The sequence below is a fragment of the Streptomyces sp. NPDC053755 genome (genome assembly GCF_040677675.1).
Taxonomy (GTDB): Bacteria; Actinomycetota; Actinomycetes; order Streptomycetales; family Streptomycetaceae; genus Streptomyces.
The window spans coordinates 319652-336143 of sequence record NZ_JBFASK010000003.1; the positions used below are offsets into that span (position 1 = coordinate 319652).

Sequence of the window (16492 nt, forward strand, 5' to 3'; positions counted from 1 at the left end):
TTCCCGCCCGCCCGACTCGCTAGCGTGACAGGGGTGATGGGCGTGATGGTGATTCCGCGAGCGGCACGCGTGTACATCGGCTGCGCGCTGCTCGGCGCCGTCGCGTGCGGCGCTCCCGCGCTGCGTCCCGGTGCCCACACCCCCTGGGACGTGGCGGCGCTGCTCGCCGCCCTGTACGCCGTCTGCGAGCTGCCCGCCCGCCGTCGGCCGCCCGGCGCCGGCTCCTTCTTCGCCGTCCTGCTGGCCGCCGCGCTCCTCCTGCCGCCCTCTGCCGCCGCGCTCACGGCGTTGCCCGGCGCCCTCCTCACCCGGGTGGACCAGCCCCCCGCCCTGGTACGCCGCGTCTGGCGGGCCGCCCAGCTGGTGATCGCGGTCGGGGCCGCCGCTCTCGCCGCCGAGGTCCTGCGCCCCGACCGGGCCCTGGGGCACGGCCCGCACACCCCCGACTTCCCCTACGCCCTGCTCCCGGCCGGCGCGGCCGCGCTCACCTTCTGCCTCGTCATGACCGCCCTGGACGGCGGCATCCGGGCCACGGCCGAGGGGCTCGCGCCGCACACCGCCTGGCGCGGGCTGTTCGGCCGGGCGCTCGCCCCCCACGCGGTCCACGGGCTCGCCGGACTGATGATGGCCGTCCTCTGGCGCAGTTCGTACGGGCCCGTCGCCGCCCTCTTCGTCCTGCTGCCCATGTACATCTCCTGCTGGGTCTTCGCCCAGTACCACCGCGAGCGAGCCGCCCACCAGGCCACGATCCGCGCCCTCGTCCAGGCCGTGGACATCAAGGACAGGTACACCCGCGGGCACAGCGAACGCGTCGGCCGGGCCTCGGTGCTGATCGCGCGTGAGCTGGGGATGGCGGACGAGCGGCTGGAGAACCTGCGGTTCGCCGGGATCCTCCACGACGTGGGAAAGCTGGGCGTGCCGACGCGGGTGCTCCGCAAGGACGGCCCCCTGACGGCGCAGGAACGCCGGGTCATCGAGCTGCACCCCGAGTACGGCCACGAGATCGTCCGGGGCATCGGATTCCTCGGCGAGGCACGGTCGGCGATCCTGCACCACCACGAACGCATGGACGGCAGCGGCTACCCCTACGGGCTCAAGGGGGAGCAGATTCCGGAGTTCGCCCGGGTGGTCGCCGTCGCCGACGCCTTCGACGCGATGACGTCGACCCGCTCGTACAGCCGGGCCCGCCCGGTGGGGACGGCGGTGGCCGAGCTGGAGCGGTGCGCGGGCACCCACTTCGACCCGCGGATGGTACGGGCGCTGGTGCGGGCCCTGGACCGGCACGGCTGGCAGACCACGGTCACCGCCGACGAGCCGCCGCGCCCCGGGACCGCACTCCCGCCGCCCCGCCCCCACGGCCGGCCCGCCACCGCCCGGGCGACGGACACCGGCCCGGCCCGCGACGGTGACGCCGCCGGCCCCCGGCCCGCCCCGCCCCGGCGCCGGAGCGGCGCGTGAGGGGCGGGGGCGTCACCGTCGCGGCGGTCTACGGATCGGCGTTCCTGCTCACGGCCGGCGCGTTCGCCTCCACCCTCTGGCACGGCCTCGCCGAACCGGGCAACGCCCTCGCCTTCGGTGTGCTCATCGCCCTCGGCGAGCTCGCCCGCTGGGGCGCCCTGCCGGGGGAGAGGGAGCCCGCGCCGCTCGCCGCCGCCGGAGCGCTCGCGTACGCCCTCCTCGGCGAGAGCGGCGGCGTCCCCACCACCCACGGGGTGCCGCAGACCGTCGCCGTCGTCGTCGCCGGCGGGCTCGTCGGGATCGTGCCCCACGTGGCCCGGGGCGAGGGCCCCGGCCTCGACCACCTCGCCCGGCGCGTCCTCACGGTCGGCTTCGCCGCCCTCTGCTTCCAGCCGCTCTACAACAGCGGAGAGGTCACCGCCCACCTCGGCCGGGGCCCGTCCTACGCGCTCTTCCTGCTCCTGCTGCTCCTCCTCACCGCCCTCTGCGACGCCGTCGTCGCCGCCCTGCTGCTCCGCGCCCGCACGGCTCCCCGGGGCACCCTGCGGCGCACGGGAGGCACCCCCGCCCCCTACGGCCCCCTGCTCCGCGACGAGCTGCGCGCCCTGATCGGCATCGGCTCGGCCGTCGGTGCCACGGGCACCGTCATGGCCCTGGGGGTCGCCGCCACCGGCCTGTGGGCGCTGCCGGTCTTCTGCGTCCCGCTGCTGCTCGCCCAGGTCTCCTTCCGCCGCTACACCGCCGTCCGGATCACGAACGGCCAGACGATCGCCTCCCTCGCCCGCGCCACCGAGATCGCCGGCTACACCCCGCCCGGCCACGCCCACAGGGTCGCCGCCCTCAGTACGGCCGTCGGACGCGAGCTGGGCCTGTCCGGGCCCGACCTGACCGTTCTGGAGTACGCGGCGCTGATGCACGACATCGGCCAGCTCTCCCTCCTCGACCCCGTCCCCGACGGAGCCACCGCCCCCCTCCCCGCCGCCGAGCAGCGCCGGATAGCGCTGCTCGGCGGCGCCGTCGTACGCCAGACCGGTGTCCCGCCGGCCGTCGCCGTGGTCGTGGAACGGCTGGCCGACCCGTACGGCGAGCAGCCGCTGCCCGCCCGGATCGTCCGAACGGTCAACGCCTACGACGACTGGTCGAGAGACGGGGCCGGGGGCGCTCTGAACGCCATGGAACGCCTGCGCCTGGGGGCCGCGCGGGACTTCCACCCGGAGGTCGTGGAGTCCCTGGCCAGAGTCCTGGCACGGGGCGGCGTCGCCCCCGCCCCTCCTGGGTAACCCATGGGTAATGAGCGCGCGTCCAACCGGGCATGGTTGGATGCGAACAAGAGGGTGAAACGACCGGCAGGCGGGAATCGTGAGGATCTTCGGGAAGGTACGGCATCGGCCCTCCGCCTCGTGGCGGCAGGCCACCGACCGCGCGTTCACGCTGATCGGCGACGGCCGGTACGAGGACGCGGGCGCGCTGCTGACGCGCGCGGCGGATCTGGAGCCCTGGCTCTCGGAGTCCTGGTTCAACCTGGCGCTGCTGCACAAGTTCCGGCACGACTGGGAACAGGCACGGGCCGCCGGGCTGCGCGCCGTCGCGCTGCTCGACAAGGAGACCGGCGCCCCCGACTGGTGGAACGTCGGCATCGCCGCCACGGCGCTCCAGGACTGGCCGCTGGCCCGGCGCGCCTGGCAGGCCTACGGGCTGAAGGTGCCCGGCGCCTCCGCCGGGACCGGTGAACCGGCCGGCATGGAGCTGGGCAGCGCGGCCGTGCGGCTCTCCCCGGAGGGCGAGGCGGAGGTCGTCTGGGGCCGCCGGCTCGACCCCGCGCGCATCGAGGTGCTCTCGATCCCGCTGCCGTCCTCCGGCCGGCGCTGGGGCGAGGTCGTGCTCCACGACGGCGTGCCCAACGGCGAGCGGACCACCACTGCGGGCCCCTCCTATCCCGTCTTCGACGAGATCGAGCTGTGGGCCCCGTCCCCCGTGCCCACCTGGGTGGTCCTCCTGGAGGCCGCGACCGAGGAGGACCGGGACGCCCTGGAGCGGCTCGCCGCCGACGCCGGCTTCGCCGCCGAGGACTGGTCCTCGTCGGTGCGGCTGCTCTGCCGCGCCTGCTCCGAGTCGACCATGCCCAGCGCCGAGGGCGAGGGCGAGCACCTCGACCCCCACGACCACAGCGAGCCGGGGCACCCCGGCCCGCTGGGACACCGCTCGCCCGGGGAGCTGTGGGTCCCCGAACGCGAGTGCGGTATCGCCGCCCCCGTCGGCCTGGTCCGCGGGCTCCTCGACGGCTGGGTCGCGGACAGCCCGGACAGCCGTGAGTGGCGGGATCTCGAAGAGGTCTGCTGAGCCCGTGTCCACGGGCCCGTAGGCTGTCCTCCGACGGAATCGGGTTTTCAGGAAGGCGCGGCCGGACATGGCGCAGCAGGAGACGGACGAGCAGATCAACGACGGCTTCGTCGTGGACACGGAGGACTGCGAGGCGCGCGAGCTCGCCCACCGCGAGCGGGGCACGTCGCGTCCGATCACGGTCGTCGGCAATCCCGTGCTCCACCGCGAGTGCAAGGACGTCACCGAGTTCGACGACAAGCTCGCGGCGCTGATCGACGACATGTTCGCCAGCCAGAAGACCGCCGAGGGCGTGGGCCTGGCGGCGAACCAGATCGGTGTGGACCTCAAGGTCTTCGTCTACGACTGCATGGACGACGAGGGCGTCCGCCACGTCGGCGTCGTCTGCAACCCGGTCCTCGAGGAGATCCCGACCGAGCTGCGCGTCCTGGACGAGTCCAACGAGGGCTGCCTGTCGGTGCCCACCGCCTACGCCGAGCTGGGCCGCCCCGACTACGCCGTGGTCCGGGGGCAGGACCCTCAGGGCAACCCGATCAAGGTCCGCGGCACGGGTTACTTCGCGCGCTGCCTGCAGCACGAGACGGACCACCTCTACGGCTACCTCTACATCGACCGGCTCTCCAAGCGGGACCGCAAGGACGCCCTGCGCCAGATGGCCGAGGGCACCCCGCGCTACGAGACGGTGCCGAACGACTGATCCGCCGGACGCGTCAGTGGGAAGGGCCCCGCTCCCGAAGAGGAGCGGGGCCCTTTCGCGTACCTGACGCCCTAGAAGTCCTCGTCCAGGTCCACCGAGCCCTCCACCGCCACCTGGTAGGCGGACGGGCGGCGCTCGAAGAAGTTCGTCAGCTCCTGGACGCCCTGGAGTTCCATGAACGCGAACGGGTTCTCGGAGCCGTAGACCGGGGCGAAGCCCAGGCGCTGGAGGCGCTGGTCGGCGACGCACTGGAGGTATTCGCGCATCGACTCGGTGTTCATGCCCGGCAGGCCGTCGCCGCACAGGTCGCGGCCGAACTGCAGCTCCGCCTCCACGGCCTCCTTCAGCATGGCGGTGACCTGCTGCCGAAGCGCGTCGTCGAAGAGGTCGGGCTCCTCCTTGCGGACGGTGTCCACGACCTCGAAGGCGAAGTTCATGTGCATCGTCTCGTCGCGGAACACCCAGTTGGTGCCGGTCGCCAGGCCGTGGAGCAGACCACGGGACCGGAACCAGTAGACGTAGGCGAAGGCGCCGTAGAAGAACAGGCCCTCGATGCACGCGGCGAAGCAGATCAGGTTGAGCAGGAAGCGGCGGCGGTCGGCCCGAGACTCCAGGCGGTCGATCTTCTCGACCGAGTCCATCCACCGGAAGCAGAACTGCGCCTTCTCGCGGATGGACGGGATGTTCTCGACCGCGTCGAACGCGGCGGCGCGGTCCTCCGGATGGGGCAGGTAGGTGTCGAGCAGCGTCAGATAGAACTGGACGTGCACGGCCTCCTCGAACAGCTGGCGCGAGAGGTAGAGCCGCGCCTCGGGGGAGTTGATGTGCTTGTACAGCGTCAGCACGAGGTTGTTGGCGACGATCGAGTCACCGGTCGCGAAGAACGCCACCAGCCGCCCGATCATGTGCTGCTCGCCCGGCGTCAGCTTGGCGAGGTCGGCGACGTCGGAGTGGAGGTCGACCTCCTCTACCGTCCAGGTGTTCTTGATCGCGTCCCGGTAGCGGTCGTAGAAGTCCGGGTAGCGCATGGGACGCAGCGTCAGCTCGAAGCCCGGGTCGAGGAGGTTCTTCCGGTCGTTTGCGCTCATCACTGGCAGGCCTCGCAGGACTCGGGGTTTTCCAGGGAGCAGGCGACCGCGTCGGGGTCGGCGGCCTGCTGGACGGGGAGGGCGGCGGCGGGCGCCGCCTGGGCCGCGCGGGCGATCCGGGTCGCCGGACGGGACCGCAGGTAGTACGTCGTCTTCAGGCCCTGCTTCCAGGCGTACGCGTACATCGACGACAGCTTGCCGATCGTCGGCGTCTCCAGGAACAGGTTCAGGGACTGCGACTGGTCCAGGAAGGGGGTGCGGGCCGCCGCCATGTCGATCAGACCACGCTGCGGGATCTCCCACGCCGTGCGGTACAGCGCGCGGACCTCGGCGGGCACCCAGCCGAAGCCGGCCACCGAGCCGTTGGACTCGCGCAGGGCCTCCCGGGTCTGGGCGTCCCAGACGCCGAGCCGCTTCAGCTCGTCCACGAGGTAAGCGTTGACCTGGAGGAACTCCCCGGAGAGGGTCTCGCGCTTGAAGAGGTTGGAGACCTGCGGCTCGATGCACTCGTACACGCCGGCGATCGACGCGATGGTCGCGGTCGGCGCGATGGCGAGGAGGAGGCTGTTGCGCATGCCGACCGTGGAGATCCGCTCGCGCAGGGCGGCCCAGCGCTCGGGCCAGTGCAGCTCCACGTCGTAGTGGTCGGGGTGCAGCACCCCCCGGGCGGCACGGGTCTTCGGCCAGGCCGGGAGGGGGCCGTAGCGCTTGGCCAGGTCGGTCGACGCCTCGTACGCCGCGAGCATGATCCGCTCGGCGATCCTCGTCGACAGCGCGCGCGCCTCGGGCGAGTCGAAGGGCAGCTTCAGCTGGAAGAAGACGTCCTGGAGGCCCATCGCGCCCAGGCCGACGGGTCGCCAGCGGGCGTTGGAGCGGCCGGCCTGCTCGGTCGGGTAGAAGTTGATGTCCACGACCCGGTCGAGGAACGTGACGGCCGTGCGGACGGTCGCGTCGAGACGCTCCCAGTCGATGGCCTCCTCACCGTCGCGGGCGTCGGGCCGCACGAAGGCGCCGAGATTGACCGACCCCAGGTTGCAGACCGCGGTCTCGCCGTCGTCCGTCACCTCCAGGATCTCCGTGCAGAGGTTGGAGGAGTGGACCGTGTGGCCCGGCTCCGCCGTCTGGTTGGCGGTCCGGTTCGAGGCGTCCTTGAAGGTCATCCAGCCGTTGCCGGTCTGGGCCAGGGTCCGCATCATCCGGCCGTACAGGTCGCGCGCCGGCATCGTCTTGCGGGCCAGGCCGGCGGTCTCGGCGGCGCGGTAGGCGGCGTCGAACTCCTCGCCCCACAGGTCGACCAGCTCCGGCACGTCGGCGGGGGAGAACAGCGACCACGAGGCGTCGGCCTCGACCCGGCGCATGAACTCGTCCGGGATCCAGTGCGCCAGGTTGAGGTTGTGGGTACGCCGCTGGTCCTCACCGGTGTTATCCCGCAGCTCCAGGAACTCCTCGATGTCCGCGTGCCACGTCTCCAGGTAGACCGCGGCCGCGCCCTTGCGCCGCCCGCCCTGGTTCACGGCGGCGACGGAGGCGTCCAGCGTCTTCAGGAACGGCACGATGCCGTTGGAGTGCCCGTTGGTGCCGCGGATCAGCGAGCCGCGGGCGCGGACGCGGGAGTACGACAGGCCGATGCCGCCCGCGTGCTTCGACAGCCGCGCGACCTGGTGGTAGCGGTCGTAGATGGAGTCCAGCTCGTCCTTCGGGGAGTCCAGCAGGTAGCAGGACGACATCTGCGGGTGGCGGGTGCCGGAGTTGAAGAGCGTGGGGGAGGAGGGGAGGTAGTCGAGCCGGCTCATCAGCCCGTACAGCGCCGCCACCTCGTCCAGGGCGCGGGCGCTGTGGTCCTCGGCGAGGCCGCAGGCGACCCGGAGCATGAAGTGCTGCGGGGTCTCGATCACCTTGCGGGTGATCGGGTGGCGCAGGAGGTAGCGGGAGAAGAGCGTGCGCAGGCCGAAGTAGCCGAAGCGGTCGTCCGCCGAGGCGTCGATCAGGGAGTCGAGCCGGGCGGCGTGCTGACGGACGAACTCGGCCGTCCGGTCGGCGATCAGCCCCTCGTGGTGACCGACGGCCACCGAGGAGGAGAAGGTGACCGCGCCCTGGCCGGCGGCCTCGTCGGCGATGGTGATCGTGAGCAGCCGGGCCGCGAGCCGGGAGTAGGCCGGGTCCTCGGCGATCAGACCGGCGGCCGCCTCGGTGGCCAGCTCCCGCAGCTCCGCCTCGTCCGAGGCGGCGTTGCGGCCGCGCAGCGCGGCGGCGGCGACCCTGCCCGGGTCGGTGTCGGGGAGATCGGCGGTGAGGTCGGTCAGGGTCCGGAGCAGTACCGTCCCGGGTCCGTCGCTCTCGATCGCCGCGGCCGGATCGGCTGGCGCGATGGTCACGTGGGGCTCTCCCTCGCTCGGCCCGGGGGCGGCGGCGGGAAGCGGACGGCAGAGGGCACCCCTCAGGCGGGCGCGCGCCGTGTCCACCGGCCCACTCCGCGAGGCCCGGACGACTCTGGCACCCGGAACGGACGGACCGGGCGCGCCGTCCACAGGTCTTCGGACTCGGCAGGCGTACGGAAACGCCTGAACCACACCGTTGCGGGACAGTTCCGGATTTGCACCGGATTCCCCTGGGAGGACAGCGAGATGAGCATACATGTGGGGGGCGCTCCTCGAAGCACCCCCCACATGTTGTGTCATCGGTGCGTCCGGGGCCCGGGCCGCACCCGGAGGGGGCGGACGCCTCGCGGCGCCGGGCGGCGGGCGTCGGACGTCTCGGGGCACCGGGCGGCGGACGCCGGTTCCCCTACCGACGGCGAAGGCCGCCGCGCTCCCCTCGGGAGTCGCGGCGGCCTCCGGACCGTCCGTCACAGGGGCGCGGTCAGTGCGTCTCCTGCCCCAGCTTCGGCATGTCGGCCTGTACGCCGGGCTCGCCCGCGTCGGCCGTGTAGTCCGACGGCGAGGTCTCGTCGATGCCCTCCGGCGCCTTGACCGCCTTCAGGACGAAGGTGAGGACGACGGTGACGATCAGGTTCAGCACGAAGGCGGTCAGGCCGATGTAGCCGATCTCTCCGATGCCCGGGATCTCGGCGGACGAGCCGCCGAAGTGCTTCTGGGTCGGGCTGGCCACGCCGTACGCCGCCGCCGTGCCGTAGACCATGCCGACGGCCCAGCCGGCGAGCAGCGCCCAGCGGTGGAACCAGCGGGTGAACAGGCCGCCGACCAGCGCCGGCAGCGTCTGCAGGATCCAGATGCCGCCGAGGAGCTGGAAGTTGATGGCGACGGTCTTGTCCATGGTGAGGACGAAGGCCAGCGCGCCGACCTTCACCAGCAGCGACACCAGCTTGGACACCTTGGTCTCCTGCTCCGGCGTGGCGTCCGGCTTCAGGAAGTCCTTGTAGATGTTGCGGGTGAAGAGGTTGGCCGCGGCGATCGACATGATCGCGGCCGGCACCAGGGCGCCGATGCCGATGGCGGCGAAGGCCACACCCGCGAACCAGTCCGGGAACATGTTCTCGAACAGCTGCGGGATCGCGAGCTGGCCGTTGGAGACCTTGACCCCGGCGGCGATCGCCATGAAGCCGAGCAGCGCCAGCAGACCCAGCATCAGCGAGTACAGCGGCAGGATCGTGGTGTTGCGACGGATCACGTCACGGCTGCGGGAGGAGAGCGTCGCCGTGATCGAGTGCGGGTACATGAAGAGCGCGAGCGCCGAGCCGAGCGCCAGGGTGGCGTAGCCCCACTGGCCCATCTCGCCCGGCACCAGCGCGCCGCGCGGCTTGTCGGTCGCCGGGTTGACCGTGGCGTACGCCTCGCCGGCCTTGGCGAAGATCTCGTCGAAGCCGCCGAGCTTGATGGGGATGTAGATGATCGCCACGGCGATGACGATGTAGATCAGGGTGTCCTTGACGAAGGCGATGAGCGCCGGGGCGCGCAGACCCGAGGAGTACGTGTACGCCGCGAGGACACCGAACGCGATCAGCAGCGGCAGGTCCTTGATGAACCAGTGCGTGTTCTCGCCGCCGCCCACGCCCATCACGTCCAGGACGGCCTGGATGCCGACGAGCTGGAGCGCGATGTACGGCATGGTCGCGAGGATGCCGGTGAGGGCGACCGCCAGCGACAGGCCCTTCGAGCCGAACCGGCCGCGGACGAAGTCGGAGGTGGTGACGTAGCCGTGCTTGTGGGAGACCGACCACAGGCGGGGCAGGAAGGTGAAGATCAGCGGGTAGACCAGGATGGTGTACGGCACGGCGAAGAAGCCGGCCGCGCCCGCCGCGTAGATCGCCGCGGGGACGGCGACGAAGGTGTACGCGGTGTAGAGGTCGCCGCCGAGCAGGAACCAGGTCACCCAGGTGCCGAACGAGCGGCCGCCCAGGCCCCACTCGTCGAGGCTGTGCTCGTTCTCGGCCTTGCGCCAGCGCGAGGCGAGGAAGCCCATGACCGTCACGGCCAGGAAGAAGAAGATGAAGACGGCGAGTGCGACGCCGTTCACGCCGTCCTTCACTTCGACGCACCCCCCTTGCGGGAGCGCTGGTCACGCTGCCACAGCGTGTAGGCGACCATGGTCAGCGCGGTCGAGATGACCACCCAGGCCATCTGGTACCAGTAGAAGAACGGGATGCCGATGAAGGTCGGTTCGACCTTCGCGTACGAGCTCACCCAGAGCATCGCCACGAACGGCGCGATCAGGCAGAGCGCCACCACCACCCGCACGGGTGTGACGGTTGGTTGTCTTTCCTGCGTTTGCGACATACGGCGAACCGTCCCCTCACTGATCACCTGTTTAATGCGCAGGAAATCTAGGGGACGGGTTCGCCGTATGGAACCCCCGTCCGGATAACGGACGCAACTGGGGTCATTTGTCGGGGAATGGAATCGGGCCCGGTCAGCCGTTGGGGCGCTGCAGCCTGGCGACGAACTTGTACCGGTCGCCGCGGTAGACCGAGCGCACCCATTCGACCGGCTCGCCCTGGGCGTCCAGCGAGTGCCGGGACAGCATCAGCATGGGCAGGCCCACGTCCGTGCCGAGCAGCCCCGCCTCGCGCGGAGTGGCGAGGGAGGTCTCGATGGTCTCCTCGGCCTCGGCCAGGTGCACGTCGTACACCTCGGCCAGCGCGGTGTAGAGCGAGGTGTACTTCACCAGCGAACGGCGCAGCGCGGGGAAGCGCTTGGCCGAGAGGTGCGTGGTCTCGATGGCCATCGGCTCGCCGCTCGCCAGGCGCAGCCGCTCGATGCGCAGCACCCGGCCGCCCGCCGAGATGTCGAGCAGTCCGGCGAGCGTGTCGTCGGCGGTGACGTACCCGATGTCGAGCAGCTGGGAGGTGGGCTCCAGGCCCTGCGCCCGCATGTCCTCGGTGTAGGAGGTGAGTTGCAGCGCCTGGGACACCTTGGGCTTGGCCACGAAGGTGCCCTTGCCCTGGATGCGTTCCAGCCGGCCCTCGACGACCAGTTCCTGCAGGGCCTGGCGCACGGTGGTGCGCGAGGTGTCGAACTCGGCGGCGAGCGTGCGCTCCGGCGGGACGGGAGTGCCGGGCGGCAGGGTCTCCGTCATGTCGAGCAAATGCCGCTTCAGTCGGTAGTACTTGGGCACGCGCGCGGTACGGGTGGCGGGGGTGCCCTCCGTCTCCGTGCTGCCCGGGTCCGTGGCCATGGCCTGCCTTCCCGACTCCTGTGCTGCTGCCGTCACCGGCTCCTCCGTCTGTCGCGGCTCACATGGTGGCACGGACCGGTCACGGGTCGTCGCCCTCCCTCAGGTGTCGGTCCGATAACGGACCCGACTGCCCTTCTTATACACCCTTGACACCCCTAAAGGTCTAGGCCAAGCTCCCGGTACTGGTCTAAACCATTAAAGACCAGGTCCCAGCCCCACGAGCATTACTCGGCGTATGTCTTCGCGCGGTGGGCAGGGGTTGCAGGCATCCCTGAGGAGGGTGGCGTGAAGCGCAAGCTCATCGCGGCGATCGGCGTCGCGGGCATGATGGTCTCGATCGCGGCATGTGGCGGTTCGGACAAAAGTGGGGACAACGCCGGGGGCGACGTCAAGGAGATCACCGTCTGGCTGACGGTGGACGCCCAGAACAACTGGCCCGAGCTGGTCAAGGCCGCCGACGACGCCGTGGCCAAGAAGCACCCGGGCATCAAGATCAAGCACGAGTACTACGGCTGGCCGGACAAGAACACCAAGCTCGACGCGGTGCTCGCCACGGACAAGGCCCCGGACGTTGTCGAGATGGGCAACTCCGAGATGATCAGCTACATGGCCAAGGGTGCCTTCGCCGAGGTCGACGCCTCGAAGTTCGACAACTCGGACAAGTGGCTCGACGCCCTCAAGGACTCGGTCACCTACAACGGCAAGACCTACGGCGTCCCCTACTACGCCGGTGGCCGCGTGGGCACCTGGCGCAAGGACATCGCCGCCGAGGTCGGCGTCAAGGCCGCCCCGAAGACCTGGGCCGAGCTGACCGCCGCGCTCGACGCCATCCAGAAGAAGAAGGGCGACAAGTTCAGCGCCTGGTACCAGCCGTCGCCGGACTGGTACGCCGCGATGTCCTTCGTCTTCGAGGCCGGTGGCTCCATCGCCAAGCAGGACGGCGAGACCTGGAAGGCGAACCTGTCCTCGCCGGAGTCCGTCAAGGGCCTCACCGAGTACAAGAACATCCTCGACAAGTACATGCACGGCGACAAGACGAAGGACGAGGCCGACCGCCCGGTCGTCTTCGGCCAGGGCAACGCCGCCACGATGTTCGCCGCCGGCTGGGAGGGCGCCACCGCGGCCGACCCGAAGAGCGACAAGGTCGGCGGGCTGAAGGACAAGATCGAGAACTTCGTGATGCCCGGCCCGTCCGGCAAGAACCTCCCGGTCTTCCTCGGCGGCTCCGACCTGGCCATCCCGGTCAAGTCCAAGGCGCAGGGCGTCGCGGCCGAGTGGATCGCAGCCTTCACCGGCGCCGAGGGCCAGAAGGGCCTCGTCGCCAAGGGCAACCTGCCCAACAACAAGGCGGACCTCGCCCCGCTGAAGGCCGACCCGGCCACCACGGTCGCGGCCACCGCGGCCGAGTCCAGCTGGTTCGTCCCGACCGCCCCGGGCTGGGGCCAGGTCGAGAAGGCCCAGATCCTCAAGACGATGCTCATCGAGATCGCCAACGGCAAGAAGTCGGTCGAGGCCGCCGCGAAGGACGCGGACACCGCGATCGACAAGGTCATCAACACCAAGTGACCTATGAGCAGGGTCCCGTCACCTGGGCGAGGGAGCCGAAGGGGCACGCGGGCGTCGAGTGGGAGAACGCGCGGAGGGTCGCGAGGAACGAGCGACCCGAGCACGATCGACCGTCGGCGCACGCCGCGAGCGCCCCGGAGGAGAACCGAGCCTCGGAAAGGACGACGGGGCCCTGCTTCCCGTATCACGAGAGGGATCGCTGAGGAGCACGGGATGAGTGCCGCAGACACAACCACCGCGAAGGTGCCGCCGGTGCGGCAATCGCCACCATCCGGCCCCGTGGCCGGTACCCCGACGACGCCGGGGAAGAAGCCGTCCGCGGGCGGAGGCGGCATCCCCTGGATGCTGCTCGCCCCCTGCCTGCTCGTCCTTCTCCTGGTGCTCGGCTATCCGCTCGTGCGCCTGGTGACGCTCTCCTTCCAGTACTTCGGGCAGCCGCAGCTCTGGGGCTTCCAGGAGGCGGAGTGGGCGGGCTTCGACAACTTCACCAAGATCCTGGGTGACGGCGAGTTCTGGGCCGTCGTCCTGCGCACCGTGATCTTCGCGGGCGGCGCCGTGATCGCCACCATGGTCATCGGCATGCTGATCGCGCTGCTGCTCCAGCGGGTCTCCGGCTGGGTGAAGGCTCTGATCAACATCGTCCTGGTGGCGAGCTGGGGCATGCCCATCATCGTCGCCACCGCCATCTTCAAGTGGCTCTTCGACGCCGACTACGGCGTCCTGAACTGGCTGCTCAGCAAGATCCCGGGCGTCGACATGATCGGCCACAACTGGTTCGCCAGCGGCCCTCAGGGCCTCGCCGTCATCATGCTGCTGGTCGTCTGGGGGGCCGTGCCCTTCGTCGTCATCACGCTGAGCGCCGGCCTGACCCAGGTCCCCAAGGAGCTGGAGGAGGCCGCCCGCCTCGACGGCGCCGGCGCCTGGGGCGTCTTCCGCTTCGTCACCCTGCCCATCCTGAAGCCGATCATCGTCATGCTGACGACGCTCTCGGTGATCTGGGACATGGGCGTCTTCCCGCAGGTCTACGTGATGCGCAACGGCCACCCCGAGGCGGAGTTCCAGCTGCTCACCACGTACTCGTTCGACAAGGCCTTCGTGGTCAACGACTACGGCACCGGCTCCGCGATCGCGCTCGTCACCGTCCTCCTCCTGCTCGGCGTCGTCGCCGTGTACATGCGTCAGATGCTCAAGATCGGAGAAGTGGAGTGACCACGGACACCGCTGCTCCCGCCGTCACCGCGCGCCCCGTCACCCGGCGCCCCGCCGCCGGCCCGCGTCGCAAGTCCAAGCTCGGCTGGAACCTCGTCGGGCTGCTGGTCGTCGTCGTCATCGGCTTCCCGGTCTACTGGATGGTCAACACGGCCTTCAAGCCGGCCAAGGACGCCATCGACCCGAACCCCCACTTCTTCCCGACCACCTTCACGCTCGAGAACTTCAAGCGCGCGCTGGAGATCGCGGACTTCTGGGGCCCGGTCACCCGCAGCCTCGTCGTCTCGTCCGTGGTGGTCGTCATCGGCATCATCGTGGGCATGCTGGCGGCGCTCGCCATCTCCCGCTTCGCCTTCCGCGGGCGCAAGATCGTGATCGTCGGCATCCTCGCCGTCCAGATGGTCCCGCTCGTCGCGATGATCATCCCGGTCTTCCTGATGCTCAACGACCTGGGCCAGTACGACAAGATCACCGGCCTGATCATCACGTACCTGACCTTCATCCTCCCCTTCACGGTGTGGACGCTGCGCGGGTTCATCGTCAACATCCCCAAGGAGCTGGAGGAGGCCGCCCAGGTCGACGGCTGCACCCGCACCGGCGCCTTCGTGCGGGTCGTCTTCCCGCTCCTCGCGCCCGGCATGGTCGCCACCTCCGTCTACGGCTTCATCCAGGCGTGGAACGAGTACCTCTACGCCCTGATGCTGATGAGCCAGCAGAACCAGACGGCGACCGTCTGGCTCGGCAACTTCATCACGAAGAACGGCACCGAGTACGCCCCGATGATGGCGGGCTCCACCATGATGGCCGTCCCCATCGTGATCCTCTTCCTCCTTGTCCAGCGCAAGATGGCCGCCGGTCTGACGGCCGGCGCGGTGAAGGGATAACGCCTCCCATGACCACGCTCACCACCGGCACGGACACCCTGACCCGCGACGCGCTCACGGTCCTGCAACCCGGGTTCCTCGGCACCACCGCCCCCGACTGGCTGCTGCGCCGGATCGGCGAAGGGCTCTCCTCCGTCGGCCTGTTCGGCCGGAACATCGACTCCCCCGAGCAGCTCGCCGCCCTGACGGCACGGCTGCGGTCGGAGCGCGACGACGTCCTGGTCGCCATCGACGAGGAGGGCGGCGACGTCACCCGCCTGGAGGTCCGGCACGGCTCCTCCTTCCCGGGCAACTACGCGCTGGGCTCCGTGGACGACCCGGGCCTCACCCGGGCCGTCGCCCACGAGCTCGGCCGCCGTCTCGCCGCGTGCGGGGTCGACCTCAACTGGGCGCCCTCCGCGGACGTGAACTCCAACGCGGACAACCCGGTCATCGGCGTCCGCTCCTTCGGCGCCGACCCACAGCTCGTCGCCCGCCACACCGTGGCGTACGTCGAGGGACTCCAGGCCGTCGGCGTCGCCGCGTGCACCAAGCACTTCCCCGGGCACGGCGACACCAACGTGGACTCCCACCACGCGCTGCCCCGGATCGATGTGGACCTCGACACACTGCACGCCCGTGAGCTGGTGCCTTTCCGCGCCGCCATCGCGGCGGGTACCAAAGCTGTCATGAGCGCGCATATCCTTCTCTCCGCGCTCGACCCCGACCGCCCGGCCACCCTGAGCCCGCAGATCCTGACCGGTCTGCTGCGCCGGGAACTGGGCTTCGACGGGCTGATCGTCACCGATGGCATGGAGATGCAGGCCATCGCGTCGACGTACGGCATCGAGCGCGGATCCGTCCTCGCGATCGCCGCGGGCGCCGACGCCATCTGCGTCGGCGGCGGGCTGGCCGACGAGGACACGGTGCTTCGGCTGCGCGACGCGCTGGTCGGGGCGGTACGGACCGGTGAGCTGCCCGAGGAGCGGCTGGCGGACGCCGCGGCGCGGGTACGCGCCCTGGCGTCCTGGACCCAGGCGCATCGGGCCAGGGGGGCTGTATCGGGGCCGGGCGCGGCAGTGCAGGAGGGGACCGCGCCCGGCACCGACATCGGGCTCGTGGCGGCCCGCCGCGCCCTGCGGGTGACCCCCGGGGAGCGGCCCTACGTCCCGATGGACGGTGCTCCCTACGTCGCCTCCTTCGCCCCGGTCGCCAACATCGCCGTCGGCGACGAGACGCCGTGGGGCGTGGCGGCGGAGCTGGAGCGGCTGCTGCCCGGGACCACGACGGGCACCTACGGCACCCCGTCGGTCGACGCGGTGCTCGGCGCGGCGGGTGACCGCCGGATCGTCGCGGTCGTCCGGGACGCCCACCGCCACCCGTGGATGGCCGAGGCCCTGGACGCCCTTCTCGCGGCCCGCCCGGACACGGTCGTGGTGGAGATGGGTCTGAGCCAGGCGGAGCCCCGTGGGGCCCTGCACATCGCCACCGGTGGCGCGGCCCGGGTCTGCGGCCGCGCGGCGGCGGAGGCCATCGTCGGCCTCTGACGGCGGCACGAGGCGGTACGGAGAGGGGCGGCGCGGCCCGCACCCGAGAGGGGGGCCCCCCCGCAGGTCGGGGGGGGGGGTTGGGGGGGCCGC

Annotated in this window: 13 protein-coding genes and 1 riboswitch; of the genes, 8 read left to right on the forward strand and 5 right to left on the reverse strand. The window is 71.0% G+C overall.

Annotation, left to right across the window (positions count from 1 at the left end):
* Nucleotides 1-36: 36 nt before the first annotated feature.
* The 4 genes from AB0K65_RS06060 (at nucleotide 37) to def (ending at nucleotide 4495) form a co-directional block, all read left to right on the forward strand.
* Nucleotides 37-1458, forward strand: a complete 1422-nt coding sequence (locus AB0K65_RS06060) for an HD-GYP domain-containing protein (RefSeq protein WP_365714508.1) — start codon at nucleotides 37-39, stop codon at nucleotides 1456-1458.
* Nucleotides 1455-2738 carry a metal-dependent phosphohydrolase gene (locus tag AB0K65_RS06065; protein WP_365714509.1) on the forward strand — a complete coding sequence of 428 codons (1284 nt, stop codon included), beginning with the start codon at nucleotides 1455-1457 and terminating at the stop codon, nucleotides 2736-2738. The genes AB0K65_RS06060 and AB0K65_RS06065 overlap by 4 nt, the downstream gene beginning before the upstream one ends.
* Before the next feature lie 79 nt (nucleotides 2739-2817).
* Nucleotides 2818-3798 (forward strand): hypothetical protein, encoded by a 981-nt coding sequence (locus AB0K65_RS06070; protein WP_365714510.1) that lies wholly within the window; start codon nucleotides 2818-2820, stop codon nucleotides 3796-3798.
* A 67-nt stretch (nucleotides 3799-3865) separates the two neighbouring features.
* Complete coding sequence (gene def / locus AB0K65_RS06075; RefSeq protein WP_365714511.1) at nucleotides 3866-4495, forward strand: peptide deformylase; 630 nt, start codon at nucleotides 3866-3868, stop codon at nucleotides 4493-4495.
* A 71-nt stretch (nucleotides 4496-4566) separates the two neighbouring features.
* Here def and AB0K65_RS06080 read toward each other — a convergent pair whose 3' ends face one another.
* The 5 genes from AB0K65_RS06080 to AB0K65_RS06100 form a co-directional block, all read right to left on the reverse strand.
* Nucleotides 4567-5583 (reverse strand): ribonucleotide-diphosphate reductase subunit beta, encoded by a 1017-nt coding sequence (locus AB0K65_RS06080; RefSeq protein ID WP_365714512.1) that lies wholly within the window; start codon nucleotides 5581-5583, stop codon nucleotides 4567-4569.
* A complete protein-coding gene (locus AB0K65_RS06085) occupies nucleotides 5583-7958 on the reverse strand; it encodes a ribonucleoside-diphosphate reductase subunit alpha (protein ID WP_365714513.1) in 2376 nt (791 codons plus the stop codon). The genes AB0K65_RS06080 and AB0K65_RS06085 overlap by 1 nt, the downstream gene beginning before the upstream one ends.
* A 154-nt stretch (nucleotides 7959-8112) precedes the next feature.
* A riboswitch (cobalamin riboswitch) is annotated at nucleotides 8113-8191 on the reverse strand.
* A gap of 251 nt (nucleotides 8192-8442) precedes the next feature.
* A complete protein-coding gene (gene mctP, locus AB0K65_RS06090) occupies nucleotides 8443-10068 on the reverse strand; it encodes a monocarboxylate uptake permease MctP (protein ID WP_365714514.1) in 1626 nt (541 codons plus the stop codon).
* Nucleotides 10065-10316: a DUF3311 domain-containing protein gene (locus AB0K65_RS06095; protein ID WP_365714515.1), complete on the reverse strand. Its 252-nt coding sequence runs from the start codon at nucleotides 10314-10316 to the stop codon at nucleotides 10065-10067. The genes mctP and AB0K65_RS06095 overlap by 4 nt, the downstream gene beginning before the upstream one ends.
* A gap of 133 nt (nucleotides 10317-10449) precedes the next feature.
* Complete coding sequence (locus AB0K65_RS06100; protein WP_365714535.1) at nucleotides 10450-11214, reverse strand: GntR family transcriptional regulator; 765 nt, start codon at nucleotides 11212-11214, stop codon at nucleotides 10450-10452.
* A 285-nt stretch (nucleotides 11215-11499) separates the two neighbouring features.
* Here AB0K65_RS06100 and AB0K65_RS06105 point away from each other — a divergent pair, with 285 nt between their 5' ends.
* From AB0K65_RS06105 to AB0K65_RS06120, 4 genes are all read left to right on the forward strand, one after another.
* A complete protein-coding gene (locus tag AB0K65_RS06105) occupies nucleotides 11500-12780 on the forward strand; it encodes an extracellular solute-binding protein (protein ID WP_365714516.1) in 1281 nt (426 codons plus the stop codon).
* Between the two features lie 213 nt (nucleotides 12781-12993).
* Complete coding sequence (locus AB0K65_RS06110; RefSeq protein ID WP_365714517.1) at nucleotides 12994-13989, forward strand: sugar ABC transporter permease; 996 nt, start codon at nucleotides 12994-12996, stop codon at nucleotides 13987-13989.
* A gap of 101 nt (nucleotides 13990-14090) precedes the next feature.
* Nucleotides 14091-14873 carry a carbohydrate ABC transporter permease gene (locus AB0K65_RS06115; RefSeq protein WP_365714536.1) on the forward strand — a complete coding sequence of 261 codons (783 nt, stop codon included), beginning with the start codon at nucleotides 14091-14093 and terminating at the stop codon, nucleotides 14871-14873.
* A gap of 8 nt (nucleotides 14874-14881) precedes the next feature.
* Nucleotides 14882-16399 carry a glycoside hydrolase family 3 protein gene (locus AB0K65_RS06120; RefSeq protein ID WP_365714518.1) on the forward strand — a complete coding sequence of 506 codons (1518 nt, stop codon included), beginning with the start codon at nucleotides 14882-14884 and terminating at the stop codon, nucleotides 16397-16399.
* Nucleotides 16400-16492: the final 93 nt, after the last annotated feature.